The 24,542-nt window shown below is 69.3% G+C and carries 23 protein-coding genes; 11 read left to right on the top strand and 12 right to left on the bottom strand.

The window, feature by feature from the left end; translation table 11 throughout:
- Positions 1-12: 12 nt before the first annotated feature.
- Complete coding sequence (locus tag ACIGHN_RS24570) at positions 13-876, bottom strand: amidohydrolase family protein (RefSeq protein WP_396506707.1); 864 nt, start codon at positions 874-876, stop codon at positions 13-15.
- A gap of 236 nt (positions 877-1,112) precedes the next feature.
- Complete coding sequence (locus ACIGHN_RS24565; RefSeq protein WP_396506705.1) at positions 1,113-1,805, bottom strand: dienelactone hydrolase family protein; 693 nt, start codon at positions 1,803-1,805, stop codon at positions 1,113-1,115.
- Positions 1,806-2,002: 197 nt separating this feature from the next.
- Between ACIGHN_RS24565 and ACIGHN_RS24560 the strand changes: the two genes are divergently transcribed.
- From ACIGHN_RS24560 to creC, 4 genes are all read left to right on the top strand, one after another.
- On the top strand, positions 2,003-2,758 hold the full coding sequence (locus ACIGHN_RS24560) for an SDR family oxidoreductase (protein WP_396506704.1): 756 nt from the start codon (positions 2,003-2,005) through the stop codon (positions 2,756-2,758).
- A 173-nt stretch (positions 2,759-2,931) separates the two neighbouring features.
- A complete protein-coding gene (locus ACIGHN_RS24555; RefSeq protein ID WP_056164801.1) occupies positions 2,932-3,567 on the top strand; it encodes a MarC family protein in 636 nt (211 codons plus the stop codon).
- Between the two features lie 3 nt (positions 3,568-3,570).
- Positions 3,571-4,284: a winged helix-turn-helix domain-containing protein gene (locus ACIGHN_RS24550; RefSeq protein WP_396506703.1), complete on the top strand. Its 714-nt coding sequence runs from the start codon at positions 3,571-3,573 to the stop codon at positions 4,282-4,284.
- Between the two features lie 146 nt (positions 4,285-4,430).
- Positions 4,431-5,909 carry a two-component system sensor histidine kinase CreC gene (creC, locus tag ACIGHN_RS24545; protein ID WP_396506701.1) on the top strand — a complete coding sequence of 493 codons (1,479 nt, stop codon included), beginning with the start codon at positions 4,431-4,433 and terminating at the stop codon, positions 5,907-5,909.
- On the opposite strand, the gene ACIGHN_RS24540 is transcribed toward creC, so the two are convergent.
- A complete protein-coding gene (locus ACIGHN_RS24540; RefSeq protein ID WP_396506699.1) occupies positions 5,906-6,310 on the bottom strand; it encodes a phosphopantetheine adenylyltransferase in 405 nt (134 codons plus the stop codon). The two genes, creC and ACIGHN_RS24540, sit on opposite strands and share 4 nt — an antisense overlap.
- 204 nt (positions 6,311-6,514) lie before the next feature.
- Here ACIGHN_RS24540 and creD point away from each other — a divergent pair, with 204 nt between their 5' ends.
- The gene (gene creD, locus ACIGHN_RS24535; RefSeq protein WP_396506697.1) at positions 6,515-7,951 is read left to right on the top strand and encodes a cell envelope integrity protein CreD; all 1,437 of its coding nucleotides are present in this window, start codon (positions 6,515-6,517) and stop codon (positions 7,949-7,951) included.
- Complete coding sequence (locus tag ACIGHN_RS24530; protein WP_396506696.1) at positions 7,948-8,343, top strand: hypothetical protein; 396 nt, start codon at positions 7,948-7,950, stop codon at positions 8,341-8,343. Before creD ends, ACIGHN_RS24530 begins: the two co-directional genes overlap by 4 nt.
- An 89-nt stretch (positions 8,344-8,432) precedes the next feature.
- Here the strand turns inward: ACIGHN_RS24530 and ACIGHN_RS24525 are convergent, their stop codons facing one another.
- The 4 genes from ACIGHN_RS24525 to ACIGHN_RS24510 form a co-directional block, all read right to left on the bottom strand.
- A complete protein-coding gene (locus ACIGHN_RS24525) occupies positions 8,433-9,479 on the bottom strand; it encodes a GGDEF domain-containing protein (RefSeq protein ID WP_396506694.1) in 1,047 nt (348 codons plus the stop codon).
- A 201-nt stretch (positions 9,480-9,680) separates the two neighbouring features.
- Positions 9,681-10,199 (bottom strand): hemerythrin domain-containing protein, encoded by a 519-nt coding sequence (locus ACIGHN_RS24520; protein ID WP_396506692.1) that lies wholly within the window; start codon positions 10,197-10,199, stop codon positions 9,681-9,683.
- A gap of 231 nt (positions 10,200-10,430) precedes the next feature.
- Positions 10,431-11,012: a hypothetical protein gene (locus ACIGHN_RS24515; protein WP_056410125.1), complete on the bottom strand. Its 582-nt coding sequence runs from the start codon at positions 11,010-11,012 to the stop codon at positions 10,431-10,433.
- A 74-nt stretch (positions 11,013-11,086) separates the two neighbouring features.
- Positions 11,087-11,305, bottom strand: a complete 219-nt coding sequence (locus ACIGHN_RS24510; RefSeq protein ID WP_056410127.1) for a CsbD family protein — start codon at positions 11,303-11,305, stop codon at positions 11,087-11,089.
- Positions 11,306-11,725: 420 nt separating this feature from the next.
- Here ACIGHN_RS24510 and ACIGHN_RS24505 point away from each other — a divergent pair, with 420 nt between their 5' ends.
- The 3 genes from ACIGHN_RS24505 to ACIGHN_RS24495 all read left to right on the top strand — a co-directional run bounded on the left by ACIGHN_RS24505 (position 11,726) and on the right by ACIGHN_RS24495 (position 16,741).
- Positions 11,726-13,726 (top strand): DUF1800 family protein, encoded by a 2,001-nt coding sequence (locus tag ACIGHN_RS24505; protein WP_396506690.1) that lies wholly within the window; start codon positions 11,726-11,728, stop codon positions 13,724-13,726.
- A gap of 11 nt (positions 13,727-13,737) precedes the next feature.
- The gene (locus ACIGHN_RS24500; RefSeq protein WP_396506688.1) at positions 13,738-15,183 is read left to right on the top strand and encodes a DUF1501 domain-containing protein; all 1,446 of its coding nucleotides are present in this window, start codon (positions 13,738-13,740) and stop codon (positions 15,181-15,183) included.
- Between the two features lie 148 nt (positions 15,184-15,331).
- Positions 15,332-16,741 (top strand): NAD(P)/FAD-dependent oxidoreductase, encoded by a 1,410-nt coding sequence (locus ACIGHN_RS24495; protein WP_396506686.1) that lies wholly within the window; start codon positions 15,332-15,334, stop codon positions 16,739-16,741.
- A gap of 76 nt (positions 16,742-16,817) precedes the next feature.
- On the opposite strand, the gene ACIGHN_RS24490 is transcribed toward ACIGHN_RS24495, so the two are convergent.
- The 5 genes from ACIGHN_RS24490 to ACIGHN_RS24470 all read right to left on the bottom strand — a co-directional run bounded on the left by ACIGHN_RS24490 (position 16,818) and on the right by ACIGHN_RS24470 (position 21,838).
- Positions 16,818-17,600, bottom strand: a complete 783-nt coding sequence (locus ACIGHN_RS24490; RefSeq protein ID WP_056410132.1) for a hypothetical protein — start codon at positions 17,598-17,600, stop codon at positions 16,818-16,820.
- A gap of 235 nt (positions 17,601-17,835) precedes the next feature.
- Entirely contained in the window at positions 17,836-18,522 is a 687-nt protein-coding gene (locus tag ACIGHN_RS24485) for an ABC-type transport auxiliary lipoprotein family protein (protein WP_396506684.1), read from the bottom strand.
- Between the two features lie 143 nt (positions 18,523-18,665).
- On the bottom strand, positions 18,666-19,631 hold the full coding sequence (locus tag ACIGHN_RS24480) for an MlaD family protein (RefSeq protein WP_056164824.1): 966 nt from the start codon (positions 19,629-19,631) through the stop codon (positions 18,666-18,668).
- Positions 19,631-20,563, bottom strand: a complete 933-nt coding sequence (locus ACIGHN_RS24475) for an ABC transporter ATP-binding protein (protein ID WP_396506682.1) — start codon at positions 20,561-20,563, stop codon at positions 19,631-19,633. The genes ACIGHN_RS24480 and ACIGHN_RS24475 overlap by 1 nt, the downstream gene beginning before the upstream one ends.
- 147 nt (positions 20,564-20,710) lie before the next feature.
- On the bottom strand, positions 20,711-21,838 hold the full coding sequence (locus tag ACIGHN_RS24470; RefSeq protein WP_056410135.1) for an ABC transporter permease: 1,128 nt from the start codon (positions 21,836-21,838) through the stop codon (positions 20,711-20,713).
- A 281-nt stretch (positions 21,839-22,119) separates the two neighbouring features.
- Between ACIGHN_RS24470 and ACIGHN_RS24465 the strand changes: the two genes are divergently transcribed.
- Complete coding sequence (locus tag ACIGHN_RS24465) at positions 22,120-23,832, top strand: GMC family oxidoreductase (protein WP_056410137.1); 1,713 nt, start codon at positions 22,120-22,122, stop codon at positions 23,830-23,832.
- 322 nt (positions 23,833-24,154) lie between these two features.
- Positions 24,155-24,505, top strand: coding sequence for an antibiotic biosynthesis monooxygenase family protein (locus ACIGHN_RS24460; protein WP_396506680.1), 351 nt, complete (start codon positions 24,155-24,157; stop codon positions 24,503-24,505).
- Positions 24,506-24,542 lie beyond the last annotated feature (37 nt).

The raw sequence follows: 24,542 nt of genomic DNA, 5'->3' as shown, positions 1-24,542 counted from the left end.
GCCCTCCGCGGGTCAGCGCGCCGCACCCGGCGCCGGCGCTGGCGTGCCGAACAGCCCCGCCGCGTTGTCCCACGCCACCTTGCGCGCCACGTCGGCAGGCAAGCCGCCCAGCCAGGTGCGGTAGCCCGCCATCAGGCTTTCGTAGTGCTGCCAGCGCTGGTTGACCCAGGTGTCCGAGCCGATCACGAAGCGCGTGGGGTACTTGAGCAGCAGCGTGCGCCAGGCAGGGCACAGCTGGTTGTCGTCGCACACCAGGCCCGGGCGGTACGACAGCTCGCCCACCAGGCCGGGGTAGCGCGCGAACAGCGCGTCCACGCGGTCCACCGGCGCGCCGCCGATGCCGGTATGCGCCCAGATGAGGCGCAGCTTGCGGCCCTTGGAGGGTGTGTTGGCCATCAGCAAATCGATGGCCACGTCGTCCACGTGCGCCAGCACCACCAGGTCGCGCTCCTCGGACAGCGCCATGAGCTTCTTGGCGACCGGGCCGTCCGCGTTGGCGCTGTCGTACAGGTGGAACTCGCCGATGCCGCGGTAGGGCCCGGCGGGTGTGCCGCGCGCCAGCTCCGTCTGCACCATGGTGTAGATGCTTTCGTCGGCAAACCAGCCGGTGTAGTCCGCCCGGTTGCGGTACAGCCGCACGAACGGCACCACGGCCACGCCCGCCTCGCGCGTTTGCGGCAGGCCCGCCAGCGTGAGCGAGCCGGTGTTGGGCCGCGAGTTGGCGACGATGGCGCGCACGCCGCTTTTGTGCATGCGCCCCAGCACATCGGCGGGCGGGTGCGGGCCGGTCTTGCCGTCCCACGCCTCCTCGTTGTAGTGCAGGTGGGCGTCGAACAGCGGGCCGCTGTAGTCGGCGGCATGGGCCTGTAGCCCCATTGCTATCAAAGCTATAGCTGATAGCGCTTTACAGGCAAGCGGTAGCGGCCAAAAATGCTTCATAACCTGGATACGCGTCGTATTCGCCATGCCAACCTCCAAACATTGAGCAGTCATCGCGACACCCGGCGCCCGCGGAGGGCGCGGTCGGGCGAGTGACGCCAAGCAAGGCCGCCCCGCAGCAAGGGCGTCGTCCCCCCGGGGGAGAAGGCGCCGCAGGCGACTCAGGGGGGGGGTCAAGCCATCAGATGCTTGTCGAAGAACGCCAGCGTGCGGTCGCGCGCCAGCATGGCCGAGGCCTCGTCGTAGCTGCCGCGCTGGTCGCAGTTGAAGCCGTGGTCGGCCTCGTACAAATGCACCTCGACCTCGGGATGGGCGCGGGCGAAGGCCTGCACGCTGTCCACCGGGATGTAGTGGTCGCGCTGGCCAAAATGCGCCAGCACCGGCACCTTCGGCACGCGGGCCGCTTCATCGGCCGATGTCATGCCGCCGCCGTAGTACGGCACAGCGGCCGACAGGCCGGTCAGCGTGCAGGCCGCGCGCCAGGTCAGCAGGCCGCCCCAGCAAAAGCCGACGATACCGACCTTGCGCCCGCTCTGAGCGGCGGCGTAGTCGATGGCGGCCTGGATGTCGGGCATCACGCCCGGGGCGGGCAACGCCTCGACCGCCGCCTTGAGGCCCATGCCGGCCTGCATGTCGTCGCCGGTGTAGCCCAGTTCGACATCTGGCTGCACACGGTGGAAGGTGGCCGGGGCCACCGCCAGGTAGCCGCGCGCGGCAAAGCGGTCGGCCACGGCGCGGATGTGCGAATTCACGCCGAAGATTTCCTGCAGCACCACCACGGCACCGCGCGGCGCGGCATCGGGCTGCGCGACCCAGGCGGGCACCACGACCCCATCGCTGGACGTGAGATTGACGAATTGACCCATGGTATGGACTCCTTGTAGCGTTGATTGGCGGGATAAGGCGCACGGACGGAGGCTGACAACGGCGCCAGGGCTGCGGCACGGCGACCACAGCCTGCCAGCCCTTCTGCACGCACCCCGTGTGCCTGGCAAAAGCGACATTCTGGACGGAGCGCGGTCCTCTGTTCAAATGCGGGCCATTTTCTTCAGGAGGCCCCGCCGTGAACGACACCCACCAAGTAGCACTCATCACCGGAGGTTCGCGGGGCATCGGCGCGGCCACCGCGCGCCTGGCCGCCCGCCAGGGCTGGGCCGTGGCCGTCAACTACACCCGCGATGCGCAGGCTGCCCAGTCGGTGGTCGCCTCCATCACGGCAGCGGGCGGCACCGCCATCGCGGTGCAGGCCGACGTGGCCGACGAAGCGCAGGTGCTGGCGATGTTCCGCACCGTGGACGCGCAGCTCGGGCGCCTGTCGGCGCTGGTGAACAACGCCGGCGTGGTGGACGTGCCGTCCCGCGTGGAGGCCATGAGCGTGGCGCGCTGGAGGCGCATGTTCGACATCAACGTGATCGGCAGCTTCATCTGCGCGCGCGAGGCCGTGCTGCGCATGGGCACGAAGCACGGCGGCGCCGGCGGCAGCATCGTCAACGTGTCGAGCGCCGCATCGCGCCTGGGCGCGGCCGGCCAGTACGTGGACTACGCCGCGGCCAAGGGCGCCATCGACAGCATGACCCTGGGCCTGGCGCGCGAGGTGGCCGCCGACGGCATCCGCGTGAATGCCGTGCGCCCCGGCCTGATCGAGACCGACATCCACGCCAGCGGCGGCCTGCCCGACCGGGTGCGCGACCTGTCGCACCAGGTGCCCATGCAGCGCGGCGGCACCGCCGAAGAGGTGGCCGAGGCCATCGTGTGGCTGATGTCGCCGGGGGCCAGCTACGCCACGGCCACGCTGATGGATGTGTCGGGCGGGCGCTGACCGCTGCCTGGGCCCGGCGCGGGTCCGCTGCAGCGCAGCATGCGCGTGGGCCGGATCCGCCCGAAAACACCGCATACTCGCGCACAGCCGGGGGCCCGCAACGCCGTTGTGCCGCCCGCGCCGGCCCCCGACGAACCGCCCTGCCCTTTTCCTTTGCCCTTCGGAGCGCCCTGATGGACCTCAAGCCCCTCATCACCCTGCTGGCCATCGTGAACCCGCTGGCCATCGTCCCCTTTTTCATCCACTACACGCAGGGGTTTTCGTACCCGCAGCGGCGGCGCACCATCCAGGTGGCCAGCTTCAGCGTGTTCTGCGTGATCGCCGCCTGCGCGCTGCTGGGCCTGCAGATCCTCGATTTTTTCAACATCTCGCTGCAGAGCTTTCAGGTGGGCGGGGGCATGCTGCTGCTCATCAGCGCGATGAACATGCTCAACGCCCAGCCGGCCGAGGCCAAGCCCACCACCAACGAATATGAAGAAGGCGCCGAGAAGGCCGCGGCGGGCAGCTCCATCGCCGTGGTGCCGCTCACCATCCCGCTGCTGACCGGCCCGGCCAGCATGTCCACGGTGGTGATCTACGCCGACCGCGCCCAGGGCGTCTGGCAAACCCTGGCGCTGGTGGGCTACGGCGTTGTCATCGCCCTGGCCACCGCCGTGTGCTTTGCCCTGGCGGACCCCATCGCCCGGGTGCTGGGCAAGACAGGCATCAACGTGATGACCCGGCTGATGGGGCTGATCCTGGCGGCCTTGGCGGTAGAGGTGATGGCCGACGGCCTGGGCAAGATTTTCCCGGTGTTGATCGCCCGCTGAGCCATGTCCGCCCGCCTGCTGCTGCTCGAAGACGACCCCGCGATCGCCCGCACCGTGGCCTATGCGCTGGAGCGTGACGGCCTGGCCGTGACGCACAGCCTGCTGGTGGACGATGCCCGCCGCCAGATCCGCGCGGCGCACTTCGACCTGCTGGTGCTGGACGTGGGCCTGCCTGACGGCAGCGGGCTCGACCTGCTGCGCGAGCTGCGCAACGCCAGCCCCACAGCCACGTTGCCCGTGCTGATGCTCAGTGCCCACGGCGAAGAGATCGACCGCGTGCTCGGCCTGGAGCTGGGCGCGGACGACTACCTGGCCAAGCCCTTCAGCCCCCGCGAGCTCGCGGCCCGCGTGAAGGCGCTGCTGCGCCGCGCGGGCGCCCGCAGCAGCGCTGGCGGAGCAACCGCCACGCCACCGGCCCAGGGCAGCGCCCGCAGCCTCTTCCAGGACGACGAGGCCGGCCAGCGCATCAGCCTGCGCGGCCAGCCGCTGCCGCTCACCCGGCGCGAGTACCGCCTGCTGGCCCACCTGCTGCGCGGCGCAGGCCGCATCCATTCGCGCGAGGCCCTGCTGGCCGCCGCCTGGGGTGACGACAGCGACAGCACCGACCGCACGGTGGACACGCACATCAAGACCCTGCGCGCCAAGCTGCGCGAGGTGGATGCGGTGAAGGAATACATCAGCACGCACCGGGGCATGGGGTACTGCCTGGATGTGTGAAGCCGATGTCTGAAGTCCCCCTGAGTCGCTGCGCGCCTTCCCCCGCAGGGGGACGCCACCCGTGGCCCGGCGGAGCCGGTTCCACGGTGGCGCTGGCTTGCGCCGCGCCTGTTTCGGCGCGTGTGCGCGTGGCGGGGGGCTAGCCGATGCGCCTGGGCATCCGCCTTCTCTTCGCCTTCTTCCTCATCAACGGCATCGCGGCGTTTTTCGTGCTGCGCGTGTTCATGGCCGAGATCAAGCCGAGCGTGCGCGAGGTGATGGAGGACATGATGGTGGACACGGCCAACATCCTCGCCGAGCTGGCCAGTGAAGACCTGGGCGCAGGGCGGCTGGCCGGCGGCAGCGGGCAGGCCAGCCCGTTTGCGCAGAACGTGCGCCGTTACGCGAGCCGGCCGGTGGATGCGGCGATCTGGGGGTTTTCCAAGCAGTCGCTCGACTACCGCATCTACGTGACCGACCGGGACGGCCGCGTGCTGTTCGACTCGGAGAACCGGGCCGTGGGCGCCGACTATTCGCAGTGGCGCGATGTGGCGCGCACGCTGCGGGGCGAGTACGGCGCGCGCTCCACGCGCGAGGTGGACAGCGATGACACGACGGGCGTGATGCATGTGGCGGCACCGATCTACGTGAAGGGCGAGATCGCCGGGGTGCTCACGGTGGCCAAGCCCACGCGCACCGTGCAGCGCTTCATCGACCGCGCGGAGCGCAAGGTGTTCATGGGCGGTCTGCTGCTGCTCGCGCTGTCGGCCGCCGTGGGCGTGGCGGTGACGCTGTGGATGGTGTGGAACGTGCGCCGCCTGCGCGACTATGCATTGAGCGTGCAGGGACCCGCCGACGGCGAGCACCACGACGCAGATGCGCCGCCCACCGCCGCCCTGGCCGTGCCGCAGGTGCCCGGTGAACTGGGCGACCTGGCCCGTGCGATGGACCGCATGCGCGCCCGGCTGGAGGGGCGCGACTACATCGAGGGCTACGTGCGCGCCCTGACGCACGAGCTCAAGAGCCCCGTGGCCGCCATCCGTGGCGCGGGCGAGCTGCTGCAGGACGAGCTGCCCGCCGCCGACCGGGCCGAATTTGCCACCCAGGTGGTGCAGCAAAGCGAGCGCCTGCAGCGCATCATCGACCGGCTGCTGGAGCTGTCCAAGCTGGAGCAGCGCCACCATGCCGAAGGCCGCGCCCCCGTGGCGCTGCAGGCCTGCGCCGAGGCCGCCATCGGCCAGACCCGCGGCCGCGCGGCGCAGCGCGGCATCACCCTGGCCCTCGCAGGCACAGGCGGCAGCGGCCCGTGGGAGGCCGAGCTGGTCACCCTGGCGCTGACCAACCTGCTGGACAACGCCATCGATTTCGCGCCCGAGGGCAGCACGGTGCAGGTGGCGCTGCAGGGCAGCACCGTGGCCGTGCAGGACACGGGCCCCGGCGTGCCCGACTACGCGCTGCCGCGCCTGGGCGAGCGATTCTTCACCACGGCACGGCCCGGCGGCGAGCGCAGCGGCTCGGGCCTGGGCCTGGCCATCGTGCGGCGCGTGATGGCGCTGCATGGCGGGCAGATGGTGGTGGGCAACACGGCGCCGGGCTTGCGGGTGGCGCTGGAGTTTGCGCACCGCGCACCGCACGGCCTGGGCTAGGGCGCGGCTGCAGCGCCTGCCCTGAGGTGTGCCACCGCGCCCACCACCAGCAGCGCCAGCGCCACCCCGTCGACCAGCGCCACCCTGGCCAGCGCCGCGTTGGTGGTGCCCGTCGACCACCACAGCCACAGAAACGACACCACGCTCACCAGGCCCGCGATCAGCGCGGCGCGGTGCAGCGGCGGGTGCAAGGCCGCATAGCCCAGCAGCGCGGCCAGCAGACCGAAGAGCACCGCACGGTGCCGCAGCAGCAGTTCCAGGCCCGGGTCCTGCACCGGCACGCCGTACAGCTGCAACAGCTTGCCGGCCCCCAGCACCCCGGCCAGCGGCAGGGCATGGACCACGGCCACCAGCATGAGAACCCCCGAGACGATCCAGCGCATGCGCTTGCCTTTCTTCATGGATGGAAGGCCTGTTTGTAGCCCTGCGCGCGCCGGCCGTCGATGACCTCGCAGGTAACGGGCGCCGCGCCGCCGCCCAGGTCAGCCTGCGACCCGCGACCTGCGGAGTGCGTGGCGCTCGTCACTTCACACCGGCTTCACAAACTTCATCGACACCTCACGCCCGCGGCCAACACTGCCTGCACATCACTTGCGGAGGACTCCTTGAAACACCCACTCTTTACCAAACTGGCAGCGCTGGCGGCCATCACCGTGCTGCTGCTGTTTGGCCTTTCCATGATCGAAGACGTGGTGCGCGACCGCCAGCGCTACCGCAGCCTGACCGCGCAGAGCGTGGCCGAAAGCCTGGCCGGGCCGCAGACGCTGATGGGTCCCATGATCCACAGCGCCTGCGTGGAGAGCTGGGACGTGGAGACCGGCAAGGGCGACGAGCGCCGCGTGGTCGAGCAGCGCCGCGAGTTCCTGCTGACCGCCATGCCCGAGCAGCTCAAGCTGCGTTCGGGCGCCGCCATGGAAGAGCGGGCGCGCGGCCTGCACAAGGTGAACACCTTCAACCTGAAGGCGCACCTCACTGCGCAATGGGGCTCGCTGGCCGGCCTGCAGCCGCAGACCACCCAGAAGAACTCGCGCATGCACTGCGGCGCGCCGATCATCATGATGGCCGTCGGCGATGCCCGCGGCATCCGCACGGCGCAGCTCACGATGGGCGAACAGACGCTGGCGCTCAAGCCCGGCACCTTCCACCCCACCTACAGCCGCGGCCTGCATGCGGTGCTGCCCGAGACGGTGCGCGGCCAGGCCCCGGGCCTGTCGGTCAGCATGGACCTGGAACTGGTGGGCACCGAGCGCATCGCCATCGTGCCGCTGGGGGGCAACACCGAGGTGCAGATGACCAGCAGCTGGCCGCACCCCTCCTTCGGCGGGCGATTTTTGCCGTCGGAGCGCGAGGTCCGAAAGGATGGCTTCTCGGCCCAGTGGCGCCTGTCGTCGCTGGCCACCACGGCGCAGGCCGACATCGAAAAAGGCAGTCGCATCTGCATCGGCGGCTACGACGACAGCCCGGGCGACTATGCCCCCGGCGGCGCCACGCCGCGCGACTGCGCCGACAGCTTCAACGTGGCGTTCGTCGACCCGGTGAACCCCTACTCGCTGAGCGACCGCGCCACCAAATACGGCGTGCTGTTCATTGCGCTGACCTTCGTGGCCGTGGGCCTGTTCGAGCTGATGAAGAAGCTGCGCGTGCACCCGGTGCAGTACCTGCTGGTGGGCAGCGCCCTGTGCAGCTTCTTCCTGCTGCTGGTGAGCCTGTCGGAGCATCTGCCGTTTGGCGTGTCGTATGCGGCGGCCGCCAGCGCCTGCGTGCTGCTGCTCGCCTACTACGCCAGCCACATGCTGGGCGGCCTGGCGCGCGGGATTCCGCTGGGCGCGGGCATTGCGCTGCTGTACGGGCTGCTCTACGCGCTGCTGCAGCTGGAGCAGACCGCTCTGGCCGTGGGCGCGATCGCGCTGTTCCTGGTGCTGGCGGCGGTGATGGTGCTCACGCGCAAGGTCAACTGGTACGGCCTGTCTCAGGGCACGCCGCCCCAGCGCCCGGCGCCAGCGGCGGCTCGCCCCGCGCCTGTCCGCCCGGAGGCTCCATGAACGCCGCACCTGCAACCCCCACGCCGGCCGCCAACGCCTGGGCGCGGCATCTGGCCGGCACGGCCTGCCACGAGCCCGGCGAGCACGGCGAGCACGGCGCACGGGGCGTGCGCGAAGGCTTGCCGCAGGACACGGTGGCGCAGCCGGGCACCGCGTTGTCGATGGCAGAGGCGCAGCGCGTGCAGCGCTACCGCGACCGGCTCATGGCCGCCGTGCGGTCGCAGGACCGCAGCGCGCTGCGCAGCGCCAAGCAGGAGGTTCTGCAAGCCGCGTTTCGCGGGGCCGCCGACACCGACCGGGCCAGTGCCGGGTCAGCCGCGATGCGCCGGGCGCTGCGCGACCTGTGCTGGCGGATGGCGATCCTGATGCTGCCGCGCCAGCGCGAGGGATGAGGCGTGCCATACCGTCCCCAAGGCCTTCTACCGCGCTCTGCAACAGCGCTATCAGCTATGAAAAACATAGCAAATCGCAACGCGCGGCGTCAGGCCACGACCGTGCGGTTGCGCCCCTCGCGCTTGGCGGTGTACATCGCTGCGTCCACGTGGCGCAGCGTGATGTCCAGCGGGCGCTGCGGATCGAACGGCGACAGCCCCATGCTGGCCGTCAGCACCAGGGTGGGCTCGATGCCCGGCACAGGCCGGGCCGCCAGCGCAGCGTGCAGGCGCTGGGCCACGGCCTGGGCCTGCTCCACCTGCGTGGCCGGCAGCAGCGCCAGAAACTCCTCGCCGCCCCAGCGGCTCACCACGTCGGCAGCGCGGAAGACTTCGCGGCACAGCGTGGCCACGTGCTGCAGTGCCATGTCGCCGGCATGGTGGCCATGCACATCGTTCACGCGCTTGAAGTGGTCCACATCCAGCATCAGCAGGCAGGCGGGCTCGCCACCCCGCTGCAGCAGGGCCAGCTCCTGGCGCAGCCGGTCGGTGAACGAGCGGCGGTTGGCCAGCCCGGTGAGCACGTCGGTGTGGGCGAGCACGGCCATCTGGCGGCGGGCTTCTTCCAGCTCCACCAGCATGTGGCCCTGGCGCTCGTTGGCGCGCTTGAGCTCCAGCAGCCGGATCACCTGGCGCGCGATGGCCAGCAGCAGATCCTGCAGGCGCGGCGCCAGCAGGCGGGGCACGTAGTCCAGCACACACACCGTGCCCAGCACATAGCCGTCGGCGGTCACCAGGGGCGCGCCCGCATAGAACCGCATGGGGGGCTCCTGCGTCACGATGTCGAAGTGCGCGAAGCGCGCATCCTGCGCCAGGTCGGGCACGACGAACACGCCGGTCTGGCGTGCTGCGTAGCGGCAGATGGACTGGTCCAGCGGTGTCTCGCGCACTTCCAGGCCCACCGCGGCCTTGAACCACTGGCGCTCGCGGTCCAGGAAGCTCACCAGCGCGACCGGGGCGGCGCAGACATGGCCCGCCATGTCGGCCAGCTCATCGTAGGCCGGCTCCATGGGCGTATCCAGGATGGCGTAGCGCTGCAGGGCCAGCAGACGCTGCACGTCGTCGATGAGGGGGTCCGGGAAGGCGAGGGTGTCCATGGCAGGGGGCGGTGGCACAACACCCCGCCAGCATGCCATACGCCGCCGGCGCGACCCAGCGCAAGAACCCGCGGGGCGGCCTGGGTGCGCACCTTCACGGATGACGCCATCGCTACCGTGGCCGCCACGCAGCACAGCACAGCACAGCACAGCACAGCACAGCACCGCACAGCGCTGCCAAGCCCCACGTCGCCGCAGGTGTCAGGCCAACGCGGCCTGCACCGACTGCACTGCGCCCAGGCTGGAAGCGTCCGAACAGGTGGCGCCGCCGCAGCCGTGGATGAGTTCACCTGGCAAGGCCTGCGGTGCATGGACCACGCCCGTGGCAGGGTCGAACCCCACCCGGCGCAGGTGCAGGGCCAGCGCCGCGTCCATGCTTTGGGCATGCTGCGGAAACCACAACGCCAGCTCGCTCGCCATCACGCGCAGCACCTTCTCGTCGCCCTGCCGCGCGAGCGCGGCGCCTTCGCGCATCACCTGCAGCACCACGCGGTGCTGCATGCTGTGGCAGTTGCCCGAGGCAAACCGTGTCGATGCCATCCAGGCGTCTTCCTGGCCAAAGTGCTGCTCGGTGTGCTCCACGAGCCGCTCCCAGGCAGGGAGCAACTGCGCATCGTCGGCGTGGTCGACCACGGCCAGCAGGTCGACGAATTCCCGGTGCGTGTCGTCCATCAGATCGAGGTCCAGGGCGAGAGCGTCCGACCATTCGAGTTGAGCCATGGAGTGTTCCCTTGCTGCGCCGCGCGCACTGTGTGAAAGACAAGGGAACGAGCTTAGTTTCAAGGGGCCCGCCGCATGTTGATGCAGGTCAGATGCAACGCAGCGACCCTATGCGCTGCGCCCAAGACAAATGCCCCGCGGAGGCGGGGCATTTGTCTTGGACAACCATCAGGCCATGGGCGCAATGGTCACAGGATCAGCAGCGCAGGGCTGCGTGATCAGGCTGCATGATCAGCTCTTGCCGTACATGCGCTTCATGTCGTCCACGCACTTGGACTTGGCGTCGCCCGACAGCGCATCGCAGCGCTCCTTGGCAGCCTTGTAGTTGGCTTCGTTCTTCTCGGCGTTGGCGTCCTTCTTGGCTTCGGCCACGGCTGCGCCCTTTTCAGCTGCGCTGTCGGCAGGCTTGGCCTGGGTTTCGGCAACCTTGGCGTCTTCCTTGGCCTTCACGTGGGCTGCCTTGGCATCCTTCACGCACACATCCTTCTCGTTGCCCTTCAGGTCATCGCACTTTTCCTTGGCGACGTTGTAGGCAGCGTCACCGCGTGCTTCAGCCACTTTGCGGGTGGCCTTGGGGCTGGGCTTGTGCTGCGCGTCGAGCTCAGCCTTGGCAACGTCTTCCGCGCCCTTGGCTTCCTTCACGCAGATGTCCTTGGCGTTGGCCTTCAGCGTGTCGCATTGGGCCTTGGCGGCCTTGTAGTCGGCAGAGATGCGTTCCTTGCCGGTCTTGTATTCGGCATCTGTCAGCGCGAAGGCGGAAGTGGCCAGCAGGCCAGCGGCGACAGAAGCAATCAGGGTACGTGCGAATTTCATGGGTTTTTCTCCTCGATCAGCGTTGCTGTGATTTGGTATGGGTCAGGGGAATCAGGGTCGGCAGAACCGGTGCTTCAGTCGTTGAAGCGGAAATCGGGGTGGCGCGACTGCCAGTCCTTGAGCTGCTTTTCAGCCTCGTCGCGGGCGATGCCCTGGCGCTCTTGGACCTTGCCCAGGAACTGTTCGCGCTTGCCATCGATGACATCGAAATCGTCGTTGGTGAGCTTGCCCCACTGCTCAACCATCTTTCCCTTGAATTGCTTCCAGTTGCCCTTGATGGTGTCTTCGTTCATGGTCTTCCTCCTAGAGGGTTGATTCGCCGTGGCCTTCCGCCGATATGGCGGTTCACGGTGCCTTGCAGCGATGGAGTCACTGTAAAAACATGGCGCTCCGCGGCGCGTAGGCATTGGGGGGAAGCCGGCGTCGGCTGGTGGACTACAGCGATGCCGGACAAGGGGCCACGCAACACGATGGGCGTGTGGGACTCGACGCTGGGAGCTAGTCGAAACCGGAGCCCCTGTGGAAACAGTTTCATTTGGTGACTGTTTGTAGTCACTGATAACGATTTAGGGCTGGAGGCTCCCAGTTGCAAATCCATACACTTGGCTACAGGGCCGTGGCATCCTCAGCAGACGTGCAGCATTTCACCGATTCAGGCGTGCTGCGTGTGCTCCATGGGAAGGTGCTTCGCGAAAAACAACCAGCACAACACCATGACACAGATGAAAGAAGCGCCTCACGCCGCAGCGGACGCCGAGGTTGCACGGGAATCCCACAGCGCTGCCATAGCCGCACCCGCCCCACGCCCGGCCGCGCCCCTGCCCCGGGACGCCACACTCGCCGCACTGATGGCCAGCGTCGCACTGGCGGCCTGCGGCGGCGGTGGCGATGCCGCCAACGAGAACGCGGCCCCCCCGGCCACGCCCGCGCCCGGCGCCCCCCCGGCACCTGCGCCCACCGGTCCCGCGCCGGCACCCGCTCCCACACCCGCGCCCGCGCCCGGATCTGCGCCTGCGCCCTCACCGGCGCCCACGCCATCGTCGCCCCCACCGCCCGCGCCGGCCACCTCCGCCTACCCCACGGCACGCACCGACCAGGAGGCCGCGCGCTTTCTGCTGCAGGCGCAGTTCTCCGCCTCCACCACCGACATCGCCAGCCTGCGGGCCAGCAGCTACGACGCGTGGGTCAACGACCAGTTCGGCCAGCCCGTGGGCACCAAGGGCTGGGACTGGCTGAACCAGCGCGGCTACAACGCGGTGGACAACGCCACCGCGTACTACGACAACACCTACCCCGGCGACGCGATGATCTGGCAGCAGCTCATGACATCGACCGACGGCCTGCGCAAGCGGGTCGCGCTCGCGCTGTCGGAGATCTGCGTGGTGTCGCTCTCGGGCCTGGACTTCAACTGGCGCAGCCACGCCATGGCCCACTACTGGGACCAGCTCGTGGCCAATGCGTTCGGCAACTTCCGCCAGTTGCTCGAAGACGTGACGCTGAACCCCGCCATGGGCTACTACCTCAACACCCGTGGCAACCAGAAGGAAAACGCGGCCTCGGGACGCCAGCCCGACGAGAACTACGCCCGCGAAATCCTGCAGTTGATGTCCATCGGCCTCGTGGAGCTGAACCAGGACGGCACCGCCAAGCGCAACGGCTCGGGCCAGGTGGTCGAGAGCTACACGCAAAGCGACGTCACCAACCTGGCGCGCGTGTTCACCGGCTACGACTACAACCAGTCGCAAAACAGCCCGGTCACCGTGCCCGGCACCACGCGCACCGTGCCCAGCACGGACTTCACGCGGCTGCCCATGTCGCTCAATACGTCGCTGCATTCCACGCTGGCGGCCACCTTCCTGGGCACCACGGTGGCCGCCGGTACGCCCGGCGCCGCGGCGCTCAAGACGGCGCTCGACACCATCTTCAACCACCCCAACGTCGGGCCGTTCATCGGCAAGCAGCTGATCCAGCGGCTGGTCACCAGCAACCCCTCGCCCGGCTACGTGAGCCGCGTGTCGGCCGCCTTCAACAACAATGGCGCCGGCGTGCGGGGCGACATGCGCGCGGTCATCAAGGCCGTGCTGCTGGACAACGATGCGCGCAGCCCCGCGGGCCTTGCCGACCCCATGTTCGGACGGCTGCGCGAACCCATGCTGCGCTTCGTGCAATGGGGCCGTACCTTCGGCATCTCGTCGCAGTACGGCAGCTGGAAGATCGGCGACCTGAGCTCGGCCGGCACGCGCCTGGCGCAAAGCCCGCTGCGCTCGCCCTCGGTGTTCAACTTCTTTCGGCCCGGCTACGTGCCCCCCTCCACCGCGCTGGCCACGGCCGGTGCCGTCGCGCCCGAGTTCCAGCTGGTCAACGAGAGCAGCGTGGGCGGCTACCTCAACTACATGCAGGGCGTGATCCGCAACGGCATCTTCGTCAATGCGCCAGACCTGCCCAACGGCGGCAGCAACGCCACCAACGGCTACGACATCAAGGCGGCCTACACCACCGAGCTGGCCATGGTGGCCGATGCCGATGCGCTGGTCGCGCGGGTCAACCTGCTGATGACGGGCGGCCAGCTGTCCGCCGGCACCGTGAAGCTGATTGCGGACGCCCTCAAGGCCACGGCGGTGACCGCGGCCAGCACGGACAACGCCAAGCGCGACCGCGTGGCCGCCGCGATTTTCCTCGTCATGGCCTCGGCCGAATACCTGATCCAGAAGTAAGGCGCGCCGCCATGCAATTCATCCAGCCCGAACTCCATTCCCGCCGCGCCTTCCTGCGCCGCTCGGCCCAGCTGGGCATCGCGGGCACCGCGCTGCCGTTTGCGCTCAACCTCGCCGCGGTCGGCGAGGCCGCGGCCTTCACCGCCACCGACTACAAGGCGCTGGTCTGCGTCTTCCTGTACGGCGGCAACGACTACGCCAACACCGTCATCACCTACGACGACGACAGCTACAACAAATACAGCACCATCCGCGGCGGCGCAGGCGGGCAGGCGGCGGGCGGCATCGCCCTGGCCAAGTCCGCGCTCACCCCCACGCTGCTCGCGCCCACCACGCCGCTGGCCGGTGGGCGGCAGTACGCGCTGCACCCCGCGATGACGGGCCTGACCAACCTGTTCAACACCGGCAAGGCCGCCGTGCAGCTGAACGTGGGGCCGCTGGTGGTGCCGCTCACACGCGCGCAGTACAACAACAGCAATCGCGCGCTGTACCCGCTGCCGCCCAAGCTGTTCTCGCACAACGACCAGCAATCGGTGTGGCAGTCGTCCTCGCCCGAAGGCTCCACCGTGGGCTGGGGCGGCAACCTGGGCGACCTGGCGCTGTCGTCCAACGGCACCTCGTTGTTCACCTGCATCTCCGTCACCGGCAATGCGGTGTTCTTGTCGGGCGACTCGGCGCTGCAATACCAGGTCAGCACGGGCGGCGCCATTCCGATCAATGGCGTGAAGAACAACGTGTATGGCTCCACCGCCGTGCGCTCGGCGCTGACCTCGCTGATCCAGCAGAACAGCGGCCAGGCGCTGGAGAACGAATACAACCGCATCACCGCCCGGGCCGTGGGGGCCGAAGCCACCATCACCTCCGGACTGGCCGGGGTCAACCTGACCACCGCGTTCCCCACCAACAACCCGCTCGCAGACCAGCTCAAGATGGTGGCCCGCCTGATCGGCGCGCGCACCGCGCTGGGCAGCAAACGGCAGGTGTTCATGGTGTCGCTGGGAGGCTTCGACCTGCACGACAACCTGATATCGCAGCAGCCCGTGCTGATGCAGCGCGTGAGCGAAGCCATGACCGCGTTCTACAACGCCACGGCAGAGCTGGGCCTGGCCGACAAGGTGACCGCGTTCACCGCGTCGGACTTCGGCCGCACGCTCAGCTCCAACGGCGACGGATCGGACCACGGCTGGGGCAGCCACCACCTGATGGTCGGCGGTGCGGTCAAGGGCAAGGCCTTCTACGGCAAGGCGCCGCCGGTCAGCATCACCAACACGACAGACGCCAACGACCAGTGGCACGTGGGCCAAGGCCGCCTGCTGCCCAGCACCTCGGTCGACCAGTACGCGGCCACGCTGGCCAGCTGGTTCGGCGTGAGCAACACCGAGCTGCCGGGCGTGCTGCCCAACCTCAGCCACTTTGGCGGGGCGGACTATCCGGCGAATCTGGGATTTATGGCCTGACGCAGGACGGCGTGCCGTCGCGCAGCCGCCGGGCGGTGCCTTTGCATGCTGTTTGCACGCGCTGACCTGGTGGCCCGGTCAGTCGGTAGCCCCGCCTCGCATTCGCGCCATGCCAGGCAGCTGTGGTCCATGCGCCAATAATGGCGGCATGACCAATCCTTCTGCCGCTTCTCTGCCACCCCGCCCCCGTATCGTCATCATCGGCTGCGGCTTCGGCGGCCTGGAAGCCGCCCGCGCGCTGCGCGGTGCCGGGGTGGATGTGACCCTGATCGACAAGACCAACCACCACCTTTTCCAGCCCCTGCTGTACCAGGTGGCCACGGCCGGGCTGTCGGCACCGGCCATTGCGGCGCCCATCCGACATCTGTTTCGGCAGCAGCCCAATGTCACCACCTTGCTCGGCGAAGTCACGCGCATCGATGTGGCGGCGCGCGCGGTGCACCTGAAGGAAGGCGGGCACCCGTCGGAGCCTTTGCACTACGACCACCTCATCGTGGCTGCTGGCGCCACGCACAGCTACTTTGGCCAGGACGCGTGGGCCACGCATGCGCCGGGGCTCAAGACGCTGGACGATGCCTTCGAGATTCGCCGCCGCATCCTGCTGGCGTTCGAAGCCGCCGAGAAGGAGCCCGACCCCGCGCGCCGCGCCGACTGGCTCAACTTCGTGGTGGTGGGCGCCGGGCCCACCGGTGTGGAGATGGCGGGCACCCTGGCCGAGATCGCCAACCACACGCTGCCCGGCGAGTTTCGCCACATCGACCCGGCCAGCGCCAGGATCATCCTGCTCGAAGGCGGCGCGCGGGTGCTGCAGGCCATGCCCGAGGCGCTGAGCCAACGCGCGAAGGAGCAACTGGAGAAGCTGGGCGTGGAGGTGCGGCTGCAGGCCCGTGTCACGGCCATTGATGCTGAAGGTTTGATGGTGGAATCGCCCGCTACCGCTGGTTCAGCAGGCGCCAACAGCTATCAAATCAAGAGCAAATGCATTGTTTGGGCTGCGGGGGTGGCGGCCTCGCCGCTGGGGCGGCACCTGGCCGAAGCCACCGGCTGCACCACCGACCGCGCAGGCCGCGTGGTGGTCGCGCCCGACCTGTCGCTGCCCGGCCACCCGGAGATCAGCGTGATCGGCGACCTGGCCTCGGCCCAAAGCCATGCGCCCGGGCACGAGCCCAAGCCGGTGCCCGGCGTGTCGCCGGGTGCCAAGCAGATGGGCCGCGCCGCGGCGGCCAACATCCTGCGGCGGCTCGGTGGCCAGCCCACGCAGCCGTTTCGCTACAGCGACTACGGCAACCTGGCCACCATCGGCCGCAACTCGGCGGTGGTGGACCTCACCTCGCCCGCGGGGCCGGTGCGGTTTTCGGGCTACTTCGCGTGGCTGTTCTGGCTGTTTGCGCACGTGTACTTTTTGATCGGCTTTCGCAACCGGCTGGTCGTGCTGATGGACTGGGCCTGGGCGTACTGGAGCTTCGCGCGCTATGCGCGGGTGGTGACGGGGATCGAGGGGCAACCGTCCGTGGCCGCAGCGCCGGTATCCAAAACCCCCGACAAGCCCCAGCCGTAGGGCACGGACGCCGCAGTACCGCAGCGGGGCGGCGTCTTCCCGCCCCGCCTGCACGCCGGCGTTCCCAGAACCTGGTTCAGCCGCGCGCCCCGGCAGCGCCCTGCGGGCCCCGCAGGTGCGCGATCAGGTCCTCCAGCCGGAGCTTGCTGGCCATCTTGTGCCGCAGGGTCTTGAGCTCTGCCATCACGGCTTGCAACTCACCGGGTGTCGGCTGCAGCGGCCTGAGGCATTGGGCCAGCACCGGCACCACCTCGCGCCGCATGAACCGCCCGCCCGCCAGCACCATCTGCACGATCACGAGCAGCACGCCCAGGGCCATGAACACCAGCACGGCCAGGTCGGACGAGTCGGGGGACACCTTGTGCACGAGGGCGGGCCCGGCGATCATCAAGCCCAGCGCGACCAGCGCCGAGATACCGACCTCCTTGTCGAAATGGGTGGAGGCAAAACGCTTTTCGACCTTGGGCGACAGCAGCAAAAACGGGCTGCGGATCAGCGCCTTGCGGTCATCGGCATGCAGGGCGCGCGGGTCTTCGCGCAGCTGCCGCTCCAGGTCCAGCCGTTCTTTCCAGGCCTGCTCCAGGTTCGGGAAGGTCTGCCGCGCCAGCTCGGGCAAAGACGCCGGTTGGGACGCCACCGCCGCGTAGTGGGTGGGCTCGGCGTTGAACGCGGTGCCGCACCGCGCACAGGTGCGCTCGTAGCCCACCAGTTCGCCCTGGCTCACGGTGATGTAGTACACGTGCCCCGCCGAGCCCAGGCGCCGCAGCACGAAGGGCCGCGGCTTGCGGCAGATAGGGCAGAAATCGGCCACATGGCCGAGTTTTCGATAGACGAGCTTCTTCCCCCAGACGATGAACATGGGAACCCCTCTCGGTGTGTTGTGTGATTTTTGGGAAACGGGAAGCCGCATGGTACGCACTGCGGCTGCCAGTGCTCCGGGGATGCGCCTGGGAATGCGTCCCTGTTTCCATCACGCAACGCAGTGCCGTGCTCGCCCGCCTGGAATCCTCTCGAACGAAAGGCGGTGTACACACAGACCACCATGGCCCGCACAGCAGGGTGGCCCCACGGGGCCGCGCCTCACGGCGGCGGCATCAGGGCCGGACGTCGGCCACCTGCTCCAGCCATTGGGACAGCTCTTGCGCCACTTGCGTCGATGCATCCGACAGCGCGGCCACGCCGCCTGCGGCGTCGGCGCTGCGGGCGGGGGTGCGCACGATGAACACGCGCTGGCCACGCAGCACCTCGCCCGCCAAGGCGAGGTCCACCACCGTGGCGCGCAGGCGCACCACGCCGGCACTGTCGGTGGCGCTGGTGAACACGTGGCTGAACTCCTCCAGCTCCACACGCAGCACCGACGGCAGGCGGCTGCCCTGGGCCGGGTCGCGCGCCTGGGCGGCGGCGTCGTCGGCCTTGAGGATGGCGCGGCGCTGGCCCAGCTGCTCGCGCAGGCGCTGCTGCACCAACTGCGCGGGCGGCTGGCTCCAGCGGGCCTGGCTGTAGGGGCGCAGCTGCTGGGTGTCGGCGTACATCAGGCGGTAGAGCACGGCGTTGCTGCCTTCGGGCAGGCCGGGCGCGTCCACGTCGGCCAGGGCCAGTGGCGGCAGTGGCGCGCGCCGGTCGGTGGGCACCGGGGCCAGCGCGCCGGGGCCGAAGTCGTACAGCACGGGCCGTGCGGGCGGCGTGGGCAGGGCCGAGCAGCCAGCCAGCAGGATCAGGCCCAGAACGGCGCTCACGCCGGACAGATAAGCGCGGCCAGCTATGCTTTTGATAGTCTTCATTTGCATTCCTCAGAGATCCATTTCGGCGGCATCGCCACACGCTTCACGACCGGCGCTGCCGGGATACCAGCGCACCCATGGAACCGGCTTCCCCAGGCCACCGGCTGCGCCCCCCTTCGGGGGGAAGGCGCCGCAGGCGAGGCTCAGGGGGGGCTGAACCCCGCTTCACCCGGGCCGGGCGGTACGCGCCCCGAGCCGTAGATGAACAGTTGCGGGTTGTCCGACACGCCGCCGGCAGTGCGGCTCAGCTGCCGTGCGGCGCGCGAGGTGTCGTCGGCCGCGCGGTTCAGGCGTGGCAGCGTGGTGGTGCTGAACTGGTCGGCCGCGCGCGCCAGCGATTGCGTGCCGATCGTGATCTGGTCGATGGGCCCGCCGTCGGCGCCCAGGCGCTGGGTGGTCTTGCTCACGTCGGCCGCCAGCGACGACACGCTGGCGCCGGCCTGCTGCAGCGACTGCAGGGTCTTGCGCGCGTCGTTGGCCAGGGGCGGGATCGACGCCAGGGCGGGGTCCAGGCGCTGGGCCACGGTGGCATCGAGCCGCTGGGTCAGCGTGTTGACGCTGCCGGCGGCCAGCGCGATGTTGCCGATGGCCTCGGAGAGCTTTTGCTGGTTGCTGTCCGACAGGATCTGGTTCACGCGGCGCGTGGCTTCTTCGACCTGGCTCAGGATCGCGGGGGCTTGTTCGGCCAGCTTGCCGAACGGTGACGCCTTGATGGGCAGGCGCGGCAGGCCGCTCGGGCCCGGCGGCAGCTCGGGGTAGGGCTTTTCGGCGTCGTCCAGCAGGATGTGGGCCAGGCCCGTGACGCCCTGGTAGCCCAGCACGGCAAAGGTGGTGGGGCTGATGGGCGCCTGCTCGTTGACGGCGATGCGGATGAGCACGTTGCCGCTCACCTGCGGGTCGAACCCGATGCGGGTGACCTTGCCGACGGCCACGCCCTTGTAGCGCACTGCGGCCTGGGGCTGCAGGCCGCCCACGCCGTCCTTGGTGGACAGCTCGAATTGCTCGTAGTTGGCGCTGTCGCGCGTGAGCCAGATGGCCAGGCCCGCCAGCATGGCGGCCACCACCAGCACGAAGATGCCTGCGGCAAGCGCGTGGGATTTGTTTTCCATCAGGTGTGTTCCTTGTCTGGCTGGGGTGCGGCCGGCTGCGCGGGGCCCTGCGCCAATGCAGGTGGGGGTGGAGGTGCGGGTTCAGTGAGGGGGGCGGATGCGGATTCGGGTGCGGGGGCCTGCACCGGCGCCATGGCGCGCTGGCCGCGTTCGCCCATGAAGAACTGCTCGATGAACGGGTGCTTGAAATGCGCCACCTCGTGCGGTGGCCCGGTGACGATGACCTTCTTGTCGGCCAGCACCGCCACGCGGGTGCTCAGGGCGAACAGGGTGTCCAGGTCGTGCGTGACCATCACCACTGTGAGCCCCAGCGCAGCGCGCAGCTCGCGCAGCAGCGCGCAGAATTCGTCGGAGCTGTTCGGGTCGAGCCCCGCCGTGGGCTCGTCGAGCAGCAACAGCGGCGGGTCCATGATGAGCGCACGCGCCAGCGCCACGCGCTTGACCATGCCGCCGGACAGATCGGACGGCATGCGGCTCGCGTGCTCGGGCTTGAGGCCCACCATCTGCAGCTTGACCAGCGCCGCGTCGCGCACCAGATCGTGGGGCAGCGTGCCCTGCTCGCGCAGCGCGAAGGCCACGTTGTCGAGCACGTTGAAGGCCGAGAACAGCGCGCCGTGCTGGAACAGCATGCCCACGCGGCTGGCCGCGCCCTCGCGCCCCATCTCCGACGCGGGCCGCCCCAGCACCGTCACCGTGCCGCGCGCCGGCTTGGCCAGGCCCAGTATCTGGCGCAGCAACACCGTCTTGCCCGTGCCCGAGCCGCCCACCAGCGACAGCATCTCGCCGCGCTGCACGCTGAAGTTCAGGTCCTGGTGCACGGTGAACGCTTCGGTGCCCTTGCCGAAAATGCTCCACAGCCCGCGCACGTCCACCACCGGCGGCTCGTCCGGCGCCACGGCGATGTGCTCGGGCTTGGCGATGCGTTCAGTCATGGCACCACTCCCCAGACGCGTATGTACCGCCACCCAACGCAGCAACTGGCGCGCCCCCATGCCAGTGCCACCGTGGAACTGGCTTCGCCAGGCCACGGGTGGCGTCCCCTTTGAGGGGGGATGGAGCGAAACGACACAGGGGGGACTTCATATACCGATGTTCTTGAAACCGATGGCGAACAGGGCATCCACGATGATCACCATGGTGATCGACGTCACCACCGATGCCGTCGTGCCTTCGCCCAGGCTCTGGGTGTTGGGCTTGACGCGCAGGCCCCAGTGGCAGCCGATGAGCGCGATGAAGGCGCCGAAGACCACCGACTTGGCCATGGCCAGCCCCAGGTTGCCCACCTTGACGGCCGCCGGCAGCGCCTGCACGAAGTACGCGGGCGAAATGTCCATGGCCAGGTCGGCCGCCAGCATGCCCCCGGCCAGCGCGGCCAGCGTGGTCCACAGGCTGATGAGCGGCATGGCGATGGCCAGCGCGATGGTGCGCGGCATCACCAGCCGAAAGCCGTGCGGGATGCCCATCACGCGCATGGCGTCGAGTTCTTCGGTCACGCGCATCACGCCGATCTGCGCGGTGATGGCCGAGCCCGAGCGGCCCGCCACCAGGATGGCGGCCAGCATGGGCCCCAGCTCGCGGATCAGCGAGATGCCCAGGATGTTCACGATGAACGACTCGGCCCCGAACTGGCGCAGTTGCAGGCTCATGAGGTAGGCCAGCACCACGCCGATCAGAAAGCCCACCAGCGCCGTGATGGGCAGCGCGGTGGCCCCCATGCGGTACAGGTGGCCCGACACGTCGCGCCAGGGCCCGCGGCGCGGGTTGCGCGCCAGGCGGCCCATGTCCAGCACCAGCTGGCCCACCATTTCGAGCATGTGGCGCGCGTGGTTCACGCCATGCAGCACCAGCACGCCCAGCCGGTCCACCTCTTCGGCCAGCCGCCACGGCTCGCGCGGCGGCTCGGTGCCGGTGGTGAGCTCCGCCACGCGTTCGAGCATGTCGCGCTGGGCGTCGGTGCAGTCCAGCCGCTCGGGCCAGGCCCGCTGCCAGTGGTTCCACACCAGCTGCGCGCCCACGTGGTCCAGCCATTGCAGCGGCGTCAGGTCCCAGCCCAGGTCAGGCGCGGCGGGGTTGGATTGCAGTTGCCCCGAGACGGCCGCCCACTGCCTGCGGGTGCCCAGCTCGGCAGCACCCCAGCGCCCGTGCAGTTGCGCACACGCGCCCTGGGGCGTGTCTGCGCGAACGATGCGGGGTGCTGGGTCGGTCATGGACTGGGCGGCGCGGCCGCCATGGGATGAGAGAGGCTGCATGGTAGCGGAGGCGCGCCACCGCAGCGCGTAGGATTTACGCCCGCCGAAGGCAGGGCTGCAGGCCTTCCGCGCGTGAAATTAATATCAAACAGCCCCCTACCGCTGGACCTTAAAGCGCCACCAGCTATTAAAACAATAGCAATAGGCAGGACCCCTATCGACAGGGCATGTGCGATCCGCACAATGGCGCACCGACCCACCCTGCCAGCACCGCTGCCCCGATCCGATCTGCCCTGCCCATGAGCGACACCACGTTTGACACCATCATCATCGGCGGCGGCACCGCCGGCGCCCTGCTCGCCAACCGCCTGAGCGCCGACGGCCGCTACCGGGTGCTGCTGATCGAAGCCGGCCGCAAGGACGACTACCACTGGATCCACATCCCCGTGGGCTACCTGTACTGCATCGGCAACCCGCGCACCGACTGGCTCTACCACACCGAACCCGACGCGGGCCTGAACGGCCGCACGCTGCGCTACCCACGGGGCAAGACGCTGGGCGGGTGCAGCAGCATCAACGGCATGATCTACATGCGCGGCCAGGCCCGCGACTACGACCAGTGGGCCGAGCTGACCGGCGACGCCAGCTGGCGCTGGGAGAACACCCTGCCCCACTTTCGCCGCCACGAGGACCACTGGCGCCTGGACCAGCCCGGCGGCGTGAATGAAAACTTCAAGCGCCTGCACGGCAACAAGTCCACCGGCAGCACCGGCGAGTGGCGGGTCGAAAAGCAGCGCCTGCGCTGGGACGTGCTGGACGCCTTCGCCCAGGCCGCGCAGCAGGCGGGCATTCCGGCCACCGACGACTTCAACGGCGGCGACAACGAAGGCGTGGGCTACTTCGAGGTCAACCAGAAGAGCGGCTGGCGCTGGAACACGGCCAAGGCCTTCCTGCGCCCCACCTGCTACGGCCGCCCCAACTTCGAGATGTGGACCAGCGCGCAGGCGGCCAAGCTCGTCATCGAGACCCAGCCCGACGGCAGCCGGCGCTGCACCGGCGTGCAGGTGTGGGACGGCCACGAGATGGTCACCGCCCTGGCGACGGATGAAGTGATCCTCAGCGCCGGCGCCGTCAACTCGCCGCAGCTGCTGCAGCTGTCGGGCATCGGCCCCGCCGCGCTGCTGCGCCAGCACGGCATCGACGTGGCCGTCGACCTGCCGGGCGTGGGGGCCAACCTGCAGGACCACCTGCAGATCCGCGCGGTTTTCAAGGTCAATGGCGTGCCCACGCTCAACGCCATGGCCGGCTCGCTCTGGGGCAAGGCCAAGATCGGCCTGGAATACGCCATGAAGCGCAGCGGCCCCATGAGCATGGCCCCGTCCCAGCTGGGCGCGTTCACGCGCAGCAGCGCAAGCCAGCCCTACCCCAACATCGAATACCACGTGCAGCCGCTGTCGCTCGACGCCTTCGGCGAGCCGCTGCACAGCTTTCCGGCGTTCACGGCCAGCGTGTGCAACCTGAACCCCACCAGCCGCGGCACGGTGAACATCAAGGCGCCCGACTTCAAGGCCGCACCGGCCATCGCGCCCAACTACCTCTCCACGCCCGAAGACCGCCAGGTGGCCGCCGACAGCCTGCGCGTCACGCGCCGCATCGTGGCCCAGCCCGCGCTGGCCGCGTACCAGCCCGAGGAATGGAAGCCCGGCGTGCAGTTCGAGAGCGACGAAGACCTGGCCCGCCTGGCCGGCGACATCGCCACCACCATCTTCCACCCCGTGGGCACCACCAAGATGGGCCGCGACGGCGACCCGATGGCCGTGCTGGACTCGCAGATGCGCGTGCGCGATCCGCGCGGAGGCCCCGGCGCCGTGGTGGCCGGCCTGCGCGTGGTGGACGCGGGCGCCATGCCCACCATCACCAGCGGCAACACCAACTCGCCCACGCTGATGCTGGCCGAGAAGGCGGCGGAGTGGATCGTGAAGGCGCGTCAGGCAGCGCGCCAAGCGGCCTGACGGGGGCGTGATGGAGTTTGATAGGGAGCGGATAGGGAGCGATGAGGGCTTGATGGCGGCATCGCAGGCGGCGGGCTCCAGCACTCCCACCCACCGTTCGGGCTGAGCTTGTCGAAGCCTGCGCCGCGCTTCGACGGGCTCGGCGCGAACGGTGGTGGGTTGCTGGAAGCCACCGGGCACGACCCCGGAACAACCGCAACGATCCTCGGCACCACCACCCATGCCCGCAGGCGGGCAGGCAGACAGGCAGGCAGACAGGCCAGCGGGAACTGGCGTGGATGAAGCGAGGCGACCGCCTGCGATGTGACTACCATCGCGCCCCATGTACTCCTCCACCTTCATCTTTGCCACCCGGCAGTTCGACGACACCTTCCACCGCCTGGACCAGGCGATTGCCACCGCCGCCCGCTCCATCGACGGCTACCTGGGCGAAGAGGCGTGGGAGGACACGGCGCGGGGCCTCGTCTCCAACGTGTATTACTGGCAGTCGCTCGAGGCACTGCAGGCGCTCATGAGCCACCCCACCCACCTCGAGGCCAAGGCCGCGCAGGCGCAGTGGCTCAATGGCTACCAGGTGGTGGTGTCGCAGGTGCTGCGCACCTATGGCGACGACAGGCTCCACGGGCTGCTGCCCACCGCCGCGCTGTTTGCCGGCGGCACGCCCGCGCACTGAACCACAGCACGGGCGGCGAAGTGACGGCAAAGGGGCG

Origin of the sequence: Acidovorax sp. NPDC077693 (assembly GCF_044542805.1) — a bacterium.
GTDB lineage: Bacteria > Pseudomonadota > Gammaproteobacteria > Burkholderiales > Burkholderiaceae_C > Acidovorax.
The sequence above is the reverse complement of the archived record's forward strand: the minus strand, read 5'-3'. Positions and strand labels throughout refer to the sequence as shown.